Annotated in this window: 11 protein-coding genes; 6 read left to right on the top strand and 5 right to left on the bottom strand. The window is 41.7% G+C overall.

Annotated features, from left to right (window positions below; genetic code table 11):
- Positions 1 to 100: 100 nt before the first annotated feature.
- Positions 101 to 1645 (top strand): exodeoxyribonuclease VII large subunit, encoded by a 1545-nt coding sequence (xseA, locus tag H0262_RS08865; RefSeq protein ID WP_181210510.1) that lies wholly within the window; start codon positions 101 to 103, stop codon positions 1643 to 1645.
- 58 nt (positions 1646 to 1703) lie between these two features.
- The gene (gene xseB, locus H0262_RS08860) at positions 1704 to 1949 is read left to right on the top strand and encodes an exodeoxyribonuclease VII small subunit (RefSeq protein WP_181210509.1); all 246 of its coding nucleotides are present in this window, start codon (positions 1704 to 1706) and stop codon (positions 1947 to 1949) included.
- A 39-nt stretch (positions 1950 to 1988) separates the two neighbouring features.
- Here xseB and pncB read toward each other — a convergent pair whose 3' ends face one another.
- The 5 genes from pncB to H0262_RS08835 all read right to left on the bottom strand — a co-directional run bounded on the left by pncB (position 1989) and on the right by H0262_RS08835 (position 10760).
- Positions 1989 to 3230, bottom strand: coding sequence for a nicotinate phosphoribosyltransferase (pncB, locus tag H0262_RS08855; RefSeq protein WP_181210508.1), 1242 nt, complete (start codon positions 3228 to 3230; stop codon positions 1989 to 1991).
- A 405-nt stretch (positions 3231 to 3635) separates the two neighbouring features.
- Positions 3636 to 5471, bottom strand: coding sequence for a bifunctional peptide-methionine (S)-S-oxide reductase MsrA/peptide-methionine (R)-S-oxide reductase MsrB (msrAB, locus tag H0262_RS08850; RefSeq protein ID WP_220432411.1), 1836 nt, complete (start codon positions 5469 to 5471; stop codon positions 3636 to 3638).
- A gap of 575 nt (positions 5472 to 6046) precedes the next feature.
- Positions 6047 to 6961, bottom strand: coding sequence for an ATP-binding cassette domain-containing protein (locus H0262_RS08845; RefSeq protein ID WP_181210507.1), 915 nt, complete (start codon positions 6959 to 6961; stop codon positions 6047 to 6049).
- A gap of 109 nt (positions 6962 to 7070) precedes the next feature.
- Positions 7071 to 9011: a glycine betaine ABC transporter substrate-binding protein gene (locus tag H0262_RS08840; RefSeq protein WP_181210506.1), complete on the bottom strand. Its 1941-nt coding sequence runs from the start codon at positions 9009 to 9011 to the stop codon at positions 7071 to 7073.
- Between the two features lie 276 nt (positions 9012 to 9287).
- Entirely contained in the window at positions 9288 to 10760 is a 1473-nt protein-coding gene (locus H0262_RS08835) for a coniferyl aldehyde dehydrogenase (protein WP_181210505.1), read from the bottom strand.
- Positions 10761 to 11195: 435 nt separating this feature from the next.
- On the opposite strand from H0262_RS08835, the gene lipB reads away from it, so the two are divergent.
- The 4 genes from lipB (at position 11196) to H0262_RS08815 (ending at position 14036) form a co-directional block, all read left to right on the top strand.
- Positions 11196 to 12068: a lipoyl(octanoyl) transferase LipB gene (gene lipB, locus H0262_RS08830; protein ID WP_181210504.1), complete on the top strand. Its 873-nt coding sequence runs from the start codon at positions 11196 to 11198 to the stop codon at positions 12066 to 12068.
- Positions 12069 to 12254: 186 nt separating this feature from the next.
- Positions 12255 to 12785 (top strand): inorganic diphosphatase, encoded by a 531-nt coding sequence (locus H0262_RS08825; protein WP_020443289.1) that lies wholly within the window; start codon positions 12255 to 12257, stop codon positions 12783 to 12785.
- Positions 12786 to 12920: 135 nt separating this feature from the next.
- A complete protein-coding gene (locus tag H0262_RS08820; RefSeq protein WP_181210503.1) occupies positions 12921 to 13385 on the top strand; it encodes a hypothetical protein in 465 nt (154 codons plus the stop codon).
- A 213-nt stretch (positions 13386 to 13598) separates the two neighbouring features.
- Positions 13599 to 14036, top strand: a complete 438-nt coding sequence (locus H0262_RS08815; RefSeq protein ID WP_181210502.1) for a hypothetical protein — start codon at positions 13599 to 13601, stop codon at positions 14034 to 14036.
- Positions 14037 to 14075: the final 39 nt, after the last annotated feature.

The raw sequence follows: 14075 nt of genomic DNA, 5'->3' as shown, positions 1-14075 counted from the left end.
CTTTGCTTTTTGTGTAGAGGCTTTTGGGTTAAACTACCCTATCTTGTCTTTTACGTCACCTAACCCGTCTCTAAGCCCTCACTATCTCTGGTCTATTATTATGCGCAAACCCAACCTGTCAAATACCAAGCACACTAAAGTATTAGCGCCTGCCAAAGATTTAGCGACCTTGGAGGCAGAGTTGGCAGAACAAGAAAACAGTGTGGAAAATAACTTAGAAGATACTGTCCTGCGCCTTAGTGATTACTTATCAGCGGTCGATATGGTGATCAAGCAAACTTTTAATCACCGTGTTTGGGTCAAAGCTGAGATACGAAATTTATCCAGTAAAGGTGGGCATTATTATTTTGAATTGGCAGAAAAAGATGACGACGGTAAAGTCATTGCCAGCTGCCGTGGCAATCTATGGCGCTTTAAAGCGGGGCGGGTTTTAGCCAAGTTTGAGCGCGCAACGGGTATGCCACTGGATCGCGATTTGACGGTTTTATTAAAGGTATCGGCAGGTTTCCATGCGCAATACGGCTTCTCTCTCACCATTGAAGATATTGACCCAAGCTATACGTTAGGCGATTTAGCGCGTCAATATGCTGAGATGGTTGACCGCTTGGCAGGTGAAGGATTATTAAACCTGAATCAGCAGTTGCCAACTCCGTTTGATATCGAGCATGTATTGGTCATCGCGCCTGAAAAAGCTGCAGGGCTAGGCGATTTTCAAGCGGACGCCAACAGACTCGCTAGTACAGGCGCTTGTCATTTCCATTATCATAACGCCACTTTTCAAGGTAATCATGCCCCAGCGGAGATTCGTCAAGCAATCATCAGTGCTCAGCAACAATTTGAAAATACTTATCAGCGCCTGCCAGATTTATTAGTGATTATTCGTGGTGGCGGCGCTGTTGGTGATTTGGCTTACCTTAACGATTATGAGCTTGCTGCTTTAGTCGCTGAGCAACCTGTCCCTGTTTGGGTTGGGATTGGTCATGAGCGTGACAAAGTTATCTTAGATGAAGTGGCTCATACTAGCTTTGATACGCCATCAAAAGTCATTGCGGCTATCATGGCGCATTTAGCACAGCTGGTCACTCAGACACTGCAATATCAAATGCAGATCAAACAAGCTGCGCAGCGTCAATTAAACACCGCTGAACAACAAACTGCGCGCCAATTGAGCCAAATACAATCGCAAACCATTGGTCAATTAACGGCACTACAAAAAGACAGTGCTTATGCGTGGCGTAGTATCCAACAAAGTGCACATCGTCAAGTGAAACAAGCTGCCAGACAAGCAAGCCAGCTGCATATACAGACTCAAGCCTCTGCTTATCAACAACTTTCACTCGCCTCTACTTATAGTAAAAATCATCAGAAAATTATTATGCAAAGTGCTCAGCAGCAGTTAATACAAGCGCAGCGTGATAGCGCACATCTGCGTGATATTGTACTCTTGCATCGACCGTCTCGCGTGCTTAAGCAGGGCTATAGCATGCTGACTGATGAACAGGACCAACGAATACTGACCAGTAGCCACCAGCTTTACCCGGAGCAGACCATTCATATCGTCCTAAAAGACGGTAAAGCAAAAGCACAGATCATTGACATCAAAATGGATAAGAAGCCCACAGAATTTACAGAAGCTTCAACTTAACCCCATAATAATATTTCACGATTATTTATTACTTTTACTTTAGATATTAGGAAACCTTATGACTACCCCTATACGTAAACGCAAAAAAGCCGCCCCAAAAACCTTTAAGGCGGCCTACGATATATTAAAAACCAATGCTGCTGAATTGCAGCAACAAGATGAGCCTGATATTGATAATCTCATGACCACTGTTGAAGAATCGATTGCCGCTTATCGCATTTGCGAGACTCGCATTAACGCAGTACAACAAGCTTTAGATGCCGCATTCTCTGAAGAAAACAAAACGGTTGCAAGCGAGAGCTAAATAGCCGTTTTTTCGTGCCTAAATGGCTTTTAATGAAAGCTATTCAGGCTCGTCAACCTCAAACACTTGGCGCAGATAGGCAAGATAGGTGTCATTATTGATCATTGTCTTGCCTGGACTATCAGACAGTTTAGCGACCGGCTGACCGTTGCATTCAACCAATTTCAGAACAATATTCAATGGCGTGATGCCCATATCGTTGGTGAGATTGGTGCCAATACCAAAGCTGGTTTTGATTTGACCTTTAAAATACTGATGCAAATCCCACGCCTTATTCAGATCCAAGCCATCACTAAAGGTTAACACTTTGGTTCTTGGATCTATTTTTAGCTTTTGATAATGAGCAATCGCCTTATCACCCCAAAGATAAGGGTCGCCACTATCATGACGCAAACCATCAAAGAGCTTGGCAAAATACAAGTCAAAATCGCGTAAGAACGCATCCATGCCAACGACGTCAGTCAGCGCAATACCCAAATCACCGCGATACTCGTGTACCCAAGCTTCAAGCGCTGCTTTTTGCGAATCACGCAAACGCACATCCAATGCCTGAAATGCCTGCATAAACTCATGCGCCATGGTACCAATGGGCGTCATGCCAAGCTTTTTTGCCAAATAAACGTTGGACGTGCCGCCCACTATATTTGGCTCAGCTTTGTGCAAAGTCTGAACCACATGAGCTTGCCAGTCTTTATTAAACCGTCTACGTGTACCAAAATCAGCAACGATAAAAGGAGGGATATCACGGCTATTACCTGCTTGTTCGGCAGCATAACGATGTAACAACTCCACTTTCTTCTCTAAGCGGCGCTGCCCTTCTTCAAGCACACTTGCATCCGTTAATACTTTAAAATATAGCTCATTGACAATGGCTAGTACGAATACTTCGAAGAACATGGCCTGAATCATCGGACCTTCGATATCGATAAATAGGCGACCTTTGTCATCGGTAGTCACCGTGATAAAACGACGTTTTAATTTAAACAATTCCAAGTAATCAACGAAGTCTGAACGCATAAAGCGCAAGCCACGTAAGTATTCTAGTTCATCTTCTAAAAATCGCAATTCACATAAGCTGTCTAGTTGCTGCTCTAATTGCTCTTTAATGTCAGCAAGTGGATAAGCGGCATCTTTGTTATTACGGCAGCGAAAGCGGTAGACACCATGGGTTTGAGGAAACTGATGTAGCATGGCTTGTAGCATAGTAAATTTGTACAAGTCGTTATCAAGTAACGAGGTAATAATAGGCTCAAAAGTAGTAGAAGTATGGGTAACGGTCATGTTACAGCCTTAAATACAAAAATGAAAAATCGCTAAACGAAGCAAGCGATAAATAGATGGACATAACGATATAGTCAATGAAAAGTAATATCGACACATTATGTACTGCTGGTATCAATTTTTCTTGCTTGCTGTGCCTACGCAGACAGAGGCTGCAAAAAATTTGTACCAGCAGTACCGTAGCGTTTCTAGAGTATTTTGACTATATATATTACTGATAGAACAATCATAAGCGTTTGAGTATAACGAAATTTAGGTTATTTTTCAGAATTCACTATGGATTGCAGCAAAATTACTACGATTCATAGCAGTATTCATCACATTATTAGCCGCCTATCACCTATAAAAAAGACGCCAAGAATATTCTTAACGTCTTTTTATAAAATTATTAAACCATGTTATTTACTAAGGTTTCGCAGGTTTAACCAACTTCACTAGTGGCGCATAGCCTGACTGAGGCATCACATTGACTGGGATAAACTGCAATGCCCCGCCATTGATGCAATAACGCAGACCGCCACGGTCTTTTGGACCATCAGGGAACACATGACCCAGATGCGAATCCGCTACTCGTGAACGAATCTCAGTACGTACCATGTTAAATGCCATATCGTCATGTTGCGTAATCACTTGCTTATCAATTGGCTTGGTAAAACTTGGCCAACCACAGCCTGAGGCATATTTATCAGTTGATAAGAATAAAGGCTCACCGCTGACCACATCGACATAGACACCGGGTGCAAACAAGTTATCATATTCATGACTGAACGCCCGCTCAGTGCCTGCATCTTGAGTGATATCATATTGTGCTTTGGTCAAAGTGTTTTTTAACGCGCCTTTATCAAACCCAGCATAACGCTTAGGATCTAACGTCTCAGCGACAGTAGTTACTGATGCAAGCTTAGTACGTACCGTGTCTTCAGGCTTGTCATCGGCAAGGCTTAAATCAACATGACAATAGCCATTCGGATTTTTCGCTAGGTAATCTTGATGATACATCTCAGCTAAGTAAAAGTTGTCCAATATTTTGTTTTCAACGACTATCTTTTGCTTATATTGACTTTGCACACGCTTAATTGCAGCATCAACTACCGCTTTATCTGCTTTGTCCGTGTAATAAACGCCTGAACGATACTGTACACCGCGATCATTACCTTGCTTGTTTAAGCTGGTTGGATCAACCACGCGGAAATAATACTTTAAAATCGTATCCAGATCAGTTTTATCAGCATCATAGGTGACTTTGACTGCTTCGGCATGCCCTGAACCACGGATTACTTGCTCATAGCTTGGGTTGACCGTATCGCCATTGGCATAACCTGATACAGCATCTACGACACCATCGACCCGCTCCATATAGGCTTCTACGCCCCAGAAACAGCCACCTGCTAGGTAGATTGAGCGGGTATTAATCGCTTTACCTTTGTCATTATAATAAACGCCATCTTTTTGCTTAATAGTCTCAATTTTACTGTTGTTATCTAATGTTTGGACATTTGCAGGCTTAGCACTACCAGCTTTGAGTTCAGCAAAATCATTATTCGCATTTTCAGCAAGGGCGTAGGCTTGCTCTGCTGACATATTACCTTTGACCAAATGCACCAAATTACCGTTTTTATCGAGTATTGCCCAGCTTGGATAAACCTGTACGCCAAGCGTATTAATCAGCTCACCTGAGGCATCAATCAATACAGGAAGCTTAGGGTAATCGGCTTGCACGCCAGCATACCAAGTGCTGAATTCGCCATCGGCTTTTTCATTCAGATGACCGGGACTTGCCACAGTGACGACATTTAAACCAGAAAATTTAGGATCCGTGCGCCATTCTTCAGTTTCTGCTAGCGTCCCTAAGCATAATGGGCACCAGCTCGCCCAAAACTTAACCAAGGTGGGTTTATTAGGGTCAATCACAGCAGCGCCATTTTTACCCAAACCTTTAGTCAACTGCGGTAATGCTTGCATTGTTTTGAGCATATCAGATGGCAACATATCACGTGAGCTTTTCACGCCACTATTTTGCTTGCTCGTGCTACTACTGACGTTATTCTCTGCACTACTCATCTGTCCACACGCTACCAATATGCCTGCACTCAAGACCGTCGTGACGCCAAACGCACTGATATTCTTTAACCAACGTGACGCAGCCTGCGGTGAGGCTATCGCAGAATTATTAGCGTTCTTATTTTCATGACTATTAGTGTTATGATTATTCGCATCATGATGGTTTTTCTTATGTGGCATGAGATATCCTTTTGACGAAGTCTTACGACTATAAGCTACATGCTGTAGGGCAGCTTATGGTCTTTTTGCGCTATTAGTTAAAGTGAATGAGTAAAGGTTTTGGAGCGATAAACATACTGTAAAAGGGTGAGTCAGGCTTAGTAAAAGCTATAAGACAAAATAGAAATAGAGTGTGAGTCTAGAGCTGAAACCTAATGCTGTATCTGTACCTATAGTGGCTTTAGCTTAGATAAAGATATGACATGCTTTAAGTATGACTTCCATATTAGACTATCTTAATAGTATATACTGATAATGGAGTTTTCTTTAATAGTAAAAGGCGCACTGCTACACTTTTTTAACAGCATGGAAATAGTAGAGTGATAGAAGAATTTAGTCGAACTGTCTTTTTAATAATATAATGACGATGACATAAGTCGCTATATAGTCAGTTCAAAATAAAAGCGATACGATTGTAATAACGTGCTATTGGCTATAATTTTTTCTTGCTTGCTGTTCGCAGGCGTGACAGAGGCTGCAAAAAATTTATAGCCAATAGCACTGTATCGTTTTTAAAATGAATCAACTATATACACCTAGTGCTTAGCACCCATAAATCTAGATACATATTCGTCAGCGGGATTATGACGTAAGTCGCTTGGTGTGCCTGTTTGCACCAAACGTCCACCATTCAAAATACTAATACGCTGACCTACCTTGATAGCTTCATCAATATCATGGGTAATAAATACAATCGTCTTATTCAATCGTGCTTGTAGCTCTAATAATTGATCCTGTAGTTGAGCGCGAATCAAAGGATCGAGCGCCGAAAAGGCTTCATCCATGAGCAATATAGGATTGTCCATTGCCAAAGCACGTGCCAGCCCAACGCGCTGCTGCATGCCTCCTGACAGCTCATCGGGATAGCTACGCTCTAGATTGGCTAGACCAACTTCATTGAGCCAGTGCCGAGCTACCTCATGACGTTCCTTGATACTCATTTTTCGCACCCGCAAGCCATAGGCGACGTTTTGAATGACGGTCATATGAGGTACCAGACCAAAATGCTGAAACACCATACTGACCGTTTGCTGACGATAGTGCTGAAGCTCTTTATCATTGAGCGCTAAGATATTAATAGCAGAAGATGGTTCTCCTTTCTCTACTGGCAAGACATCTTTATTTGTAACTACTGAGTTATATACTATTTTAGTCACAGAGTTTTTAGCATTGATATCTGTATTTACCAATATCTTGCCACTGGTTGGATCAATCAGACGATTGATATGACGTATTAAGGTTGACTTGCCGGAGCCTGACAACCCCATAATACAATGCAGCTCGCCTGCTTTGACCGCCAAATTAATATCATAAAGCCCGACCGAATAGCCGGTTTGCTCTTTTACCGCAATACTATCCATACCCTCAGCCAGCAATGCCAATGCCATTTTTGCTTGTGCGTGACTGGCGTTATATATCTTACTGATATTTTCTAGCTGAATATGATTCATTGTCGTTCTCTTTGTTTTTATTTTTAGAGTTGTTATTTATTAAGATTGATTCATGTAGTTGAGTTATTTTAAAACCGACACAAGGCATTATTATGTCTGCAAATAATCGTTAACCAATCGGGCGTCTACCAGCTTCAATGGTTTTTTGGCGCGCACGCTTACCTTGCCCAAACGCCTGAGTAATGCGGTCAATGATAATCGCCACAATGACAATCGCCGTACCTGCTTGTAAGCCTTGACCAATATTGAGCGTTTGAATAGATTGCAATACATCTTCACCAAGACCTGGCGCTCCGATCATGGACGCCAATACCACCATAGACAGTGACATCATGACGGCTTGATTTACCCCTGCCATGATACTGGGCAGCGCTTGTGGTAGCTTAATCCAAATAAGCAATTGCAGATGCGTACTGCCAAACGAGCGCCCTGCTTCCACCATTTCATGATTCACTTGAGTAATACCCAAGGTCGTCAGACGAATAAGCGGCGGTAATGCATAAATAATGGTGGCAAACAGCGCTGGGACTTTACCGATTCCAAACAGCATCAGTACCGGTATCAGATAAACAAAGCTTGGCATGGTTTGCATCACATCTAATATAGGCGTCACAACCTTACGCAATAGCTTACTTCCTGACATGGCAATGCCGATAGGAATACCAATAACCACCGTCACCCATACTGAAACGATGAGCAGTGCCAAGGTATCAATTAACGCCCCCCATAATCCAAATGCCCCAATCAAGAACAACCCAGCACCACATCCTAAGGCAAACCAAATCTTGCGTACAGCAAACCATGCCAATACCGTCACAAGGGCAATAATTAGCCATGGTGGGATAAGCGTTAATAGGCGCTCAATAGGAAGCAATAAATACGTTAAGGCGACAGTACTGATCGTACGGAATACGTCGCCATGATTGCGAACAACGCTGGCTAAGGTGTTATTCAGTGGAGATTCAAGTGACCATGAAGGGAAGATAGATGACGGGTCTGCTAGGTTCGTACTAGATGCTGTTTTATCAGTCACGATAGCAGCACCCGTTAAGCTAATACCTAATTTAGCTGCAAGGTTGGTAGCTGCCTCGTCCGATAACCACTTCTGCCAAACTTGGGGGTTATCACGCAGAAAAACAAAGGCTTGCTCTTCTCCGCTACGTTTGCTTTCACTCATCTCTAAAATAGCACCATTAAGCTCAGCGGGGCTAAATTGGATTTTTTTGAAAACATCTGCAAGCTCAGGATTGGCATTGATAAACGGGGTAGATACAGCGATACCTAAGGGCGATACAGGGAATCCAGACACGCAATCAGCTGTGCCATCAGCAAGTAATAAGTCTTGCCAGCAGGCATCATCATGGGCAGGAAATTCTAATGCGGCAAAATCGTATTTTGCCATCAAACCTGTCGGCTGCCAGTAATAAAATAAGAGTGGCTTATGCTGCTCAAAAGCAGAGGCAATTTCGGCATCAAGGGCTGCACCTGTGCCGGGATGAGCATTATTAAAATCGCTATCCAAGCCAGTATTTTTAAGCAATCGCGTATTAAAAATCTCACACGTCCAACCAGATGGACAGTTCATAAAGCGTGATTTACTGGGGTTTTCAGGGTCTTTAAACAGCTCAGCGTATTTAGGCAGATCTTGATAACGGCGTAGACCCGGGTTTTCGTCCAGTACATATTTAGGAACATACCAACCTTGGGTTGCACCGCCCTTAAGCGTGTCACCAATGACAGCGACTTTATTCTGCTCAATAGCTTGTGTCATGATGGGTGAGCGCCCTACCCACTGCTCTCCAATAACTTGGATATCATCTTGCGACAATGCCGTTTCAAGTGCAGGACCTGCTCCCGGCACCTCTTCTACCTGACAGCCATAACCGCTTTCAATGATGTATTTTAAAACACCGCTTGTAAACTGACCACTCTCCCATGTCAATGCCCCAAATTTAATCGGTGCTTGGCATGTTGGCACAGCAGCTGATACTGGCAAAGACAGTAAAAGCGAGCTTATAAGCAATAAGCTAAATGCAATCCATTGGCGCACGGCGTTATCCTATTTATTATCTTTATTATCTTTATTATCTTTATTATGAAAATAGCTGTCATTAGCCTTACCTGAGTAATTAATAAGCCTAACATCTACTACTGATTTTTATCTAAAACAAACAAAACTATCGTTTAGTGTCACCACAAAGTGTAGCGATTTATAACACTGATAACAAATGATTCTTTAGACAAAAAAATAGCACCTACCCTAGTAGATGCTATTGATGAATGTGAATAAATACTATCTATTCAATAAGGCAACTATTTTAAACCGCTATTTCAAAAACAGTGCCATTGCCTTTTTAAATAATCCACCATAGGGCGGTAACAATATATTTAGCCCATTCAATTTGGATTGTACAAAGATAGGTTTCATATGGCTCAAACGATCAAAGCCAGCTTTACCATGGTAAGCGCCTGTACCTGAATCGCCAACACCGCCAAACGGCAAGTCATGCTGCGCTACATGCATAATCACTTCGTTGATACATAATCCGCCCGATACCGTATTGGTGCGTACCTTATCGATATCACGGCTATTATCACCGAAGACATATAGTGCTAACGGTCGTGGACGGGCGTTAATAAATGCAATCGCATTATCAAGAGTGTCATAGTGCATGAGCGGTAAAACGGGTGCAAATATCTCGTTTTGCATCAAATCACTCTCAGGCGCAGGCTCGCTGACAATAACCGGTGGCATGAGACGCGTTTCAAGATTAGACGTCGCATCAGTAATTCTATAGACACCTTCACTTGATAAATTCTCTAAATAGCCTTTAACACGCTTGAACTGCTGAACATTAATAATGCGCGAGTAATCAGGATTGCTTTCAATATTGGGATAGTGTTTCTCCATCCACTCTCTTGCCAGACGCACAAATTCATCATGATATTGGCGCTGAATCAGTACATAGTCAGGCGCGATACACGTTTGACCAGCATTTAAGGTCTTACCCATCATCACGCGATTGACAGCATTTTCTAGGTTAGCACCCTCTAGTACTATGACTGGCGACTTACCACCGAGCTCAAGCGTGACGGGTGTTAGATTTGGTGCTGCCGCTGCCATCACCTTTTTACCAACGGCGGTAGAGCCAGTATAGAGCAGGTGATCAAAAGGTAGCTCACTAAAGGCAGCTGCAATCTCAACTTCACCGATGACCACACAAACCATATCTGCTGAAAAATAACGTGAAATGGTTTCTGCAAACGTTTGCGCAAATTGCGGTGCTGCCTCACTCATTTTAACCATGATGCGGTTACCAGCGGTAATCGCGTCAATCATCGGTCCTATCGCCAAGAACAAAGGATAGTTCCAAGGTACCATGATACCAACCACACCTAATGGCTGTGGCAAAATCTCATTATGGGCTGGCATATATAGTGCTGAAATCGATACTCGCTGCGCCTTCATCCACCTCTTACCGTGCTTTTTGGCATGACTGATACCCGTAAAGCTCGGAAACAGCTCGGCAAATTGAGTTTCTGATTCACTACGATAGCCAAAATCAGCACTGATAGCATTAGCAAGTAGCTGTTGATTGTCACTCAGCATTAGCTCTAGATTATCGAGTTGGTCTCTACGCGTTGCCCAATCATTGATAGGCTGAGTACGGCTTAGATTTTGCATGCGTGAAAACTGTGACTGCATATCTGCCACGGTTTTGATAATACTAAGCCCTTCGTGCTCATCGTATTTAGGATGCATCGCTTGAACCTGATTGTTTTGATCGCTGTCTGTCATATATCTTCCTTGTCATATACGTGAGAGTCAGCACGTTTTGTCAAATTTAAGACTCTATAGCTATTATTAGACACTAAAAATCACTGATATCACTCTATTATCCTTGTAAACGTGCTATCTATGTGAAAAAGTCTAATAGTGAATAAGGCTAAAACATCATTTTCTTAGATATTACTTTTGTTTAGTACTATTTAATGTAGCCCATTGATTCCTGAATGAACAGCATCTTTAATGCACCCATGCGTTTGTATACGATGCGTATCTGCTCACTACAAAGTGGCCTTTTGTGACTATTTTATTCTTTTATATTTTTCCAGTTCAATATAATTAAAATTAAAATTTGGGCGACAATATGAAAACTGCTACACTCAATGACAGTAATATTAACAATAGATAGCCCATTTTACATAACAAAAACATAAGACAGCCACTCTCATGCCAAACACTATGCAGGCGCTTCATACGCAACCACTTAATGAAAATCTTATCACAAAGTCACTCACTGCTGCTGACTATGTGGCTACTCTTGATGCCATGTTATCACGCACGTTAGAGCGTATTTCTCTTAAAAAAGAGCAAGGACTGCGTACGCCTGACGAGTTATGGATTGTCGATCACAATGACGTTTATACTCTTGGGCAAGCAGGTAAAGAAGAGCATATCCTGCAACGTACTAATACGCCTATCATTAAGACGGATCGCGGTGGTCAGGTAACATGGCATGGACATGGTCAGCTGGTTATGTATTGGCTGTTTGATTTGGACAGTATCAGCTGGAGTGTGCGCAATATGGTCTCACACGCTGAGCAAGCGATTGAGGATGTGGTCAATGACTGTCTCAAGAGCACAGCATCAACTGACACCAACCATATCAGCGCCCGTGCCCGCCGTGATGCGCCTGGTGTCTATCTATATGCTGATACGGCTACAGAAATTGACAGCGCTCCTATTGACAGCGCTACTTCTACTGATGAGATAGAAGTTGATAATACCATTATGATTGGCAAGATTGCGTCGCTTGGCTTTAAAATCAAGCATGGCTTTAGCTACCATGGTATTGCCATTAATTTAGATTGTGATTTATCAGCATTTAATGCTATCAATCCTTGTGGTTATGCTGGCATGCAAATGTTGCGTTTGGCGGATTTTGTTAATATGAACCAAGCGACCAATATACAGCCAAATAACCTACCGCTTACCGATGACAAAAAAACACTTACCTACGAGCAATTTACGCAACAGCTCATCGACAATATCGCAAAACGTCATGCAGGAGACATCCCATTGCGTGAATTAGCGCCAAAATAGGTATTTTTTGCATAATCCTTTTTTGCATAATATCGTGCGCGCTTAGACTTAAGCATTTTGAGAAAATTTGATTCAAACTTGTTATAATCGTACATGGTACAAATTGGGCGCAGTAACAAACCTTATACGCCAACTTTAACCCTTTACGATTCAAACATTCATAACAAAAGCACATTGGAGTATTTTATGGCAGATTTTAATAAAATTTTGGACGCAGGCGACGTCGACGGCGGCATTATTAATGTTGTAATAGAAATCCCAGCTGGTAGTAGCCATAAAATTGAGTGGAATCGCGAGTTGGCCGTATTTGAGCTTGATCGTGTTGACCCACAGATTTTTGCCAAGCCTTGCAACTATGGTTTTATCCCACAAACTCTTGATGAAGATGGCGACGAGTTAGATGCGCTTATCATCACAGAACAGCCTTTACCGACTGGTATTTTCTTAAAAGCGAAAGTCATCGGTGTGATGAAGTTCGTTGATGATGGCGAAGTCGATGACAAAATCGTCGTCGTACCTGCTGACGACCGTGATACAGGCAATGCTTATAACAGTCTAGCGGACTTACCAAAGCAGCTGATCAATCAGCTAGAATTCCATTTCAGTCACTATAAAGACCTCAAAAAAGCAGGTACAACGGTGGTTGAATCTTGGGGTGACGTAGAAGAAGCCAAAGAAGTCATTAAAGAGTCTATCCAACGCTGGAAAGATCTATAAATTAGAATGAAATAAAATTGATAACAGTACCGCAGATATGATGATAACTGCGGTATTTTTTTGCTTGAATTTTGACTGTACAACAAGGTTATAATACCCCAATCTACTTATTATCATGTTCAAATAAGGACAGTCATGTTTGATTCTGATTCAGGCTCAAAACCTGCCAAAGTAAAATTACCGAAAACGGTTGTTATGATGGTCGAAAAAGGCAATCTGGTCATGGCAATTAAGACGTTAGCCGCCGACGAAAATATCAGTATGGATGCTGCAAAATCTCGCATCGATGCATACGAGCTTGCTCTCAAAAATCAGCAGCAGCAAAAATTAAACAGTATCGCTAATAAACAAGGCATTCCTAGTCAAGCCATGAACTTTGATAGAGAAACAGTCGAAGATGATACTGAGCGCTTGATTAAGAGTAAAGTAAAAAGCACACCAACGGAGCAAAGCTTTCAAAGCCTACAAGAAGGCGTTAACAGTCAGCTTAATGACTTGGGCTATAAAAAACCCTTACTGCCCTACTGGGCAAAGCGACTACTCATCATTGCTATCATTATGGCTGGGTTATTTTGGATAATGTGGCGTGTGTTTGGCTAGTCTTTTATAAGTGGTTCCATGCTAACAGTCTGTTTTAAGTAGTCTGTTAATAGGCTTGAAGGGTGAAATAACTGGTTCCCTTGGGGTATACGTTTAATATAAGATAAAAAATGCCCTTATAGACAATCGTTCGACAACTGTATAGCGCATCGATCACGTATTGATAAATAGTTACAGATGTATTTTAATCCCAGACAAGGAGCTTAGAATAAAATGCTAGTGTTGTCAGGTGAAGTTAATATCTATTTAAATAGTCTAGGTACTAAAAAAGGTAATAAAAAAATTTTAGATGCCATGGTATTGTCAGGACCAAGGTTCTTTATGGAAGCTATGGAGATTGAAGGAATTGAGTATGGCTCTTACCAATTTTTAGAATATGGAGTTGCATTTAGTTTCACAGATAAAGTACTTGATGCCATTTTTATATTTATGGTAGCCAACGCACAGTATAAAAAATACGCCTTAGGAGATAGGCTTTTTGATAATATTGAGCGCTTTTCAACTAGATCAGAGGTAGTTAAAAGCATAGGAATGCCTAACGTTGAAAAAGAGAAATTTATTAAATATTACTTAGATAAGAACAAATACATACACTTCGAATTTAATAGCAGCGACATACTAAATTTGATCACTTTAGGCTGTAGAGATTAAGTATTAAGATAGATATTATTGCAAATTCTATTTCATGTA

The organism is Psychrobacter sp. D2, assembly GCF_013608135.1.
GTDB lineage: Bacteria > Pseudomonadota > Gammaproteobacteria > Pseudomonadales > Moraxellaceae > Psychrobacter > Psychrobacter cryohalolentis.
The sequence above is the reverse complement of the archived record's forward strand: the minus strand, read 5'-3'. Positions and strand labels throughout refer to the sequence as shown.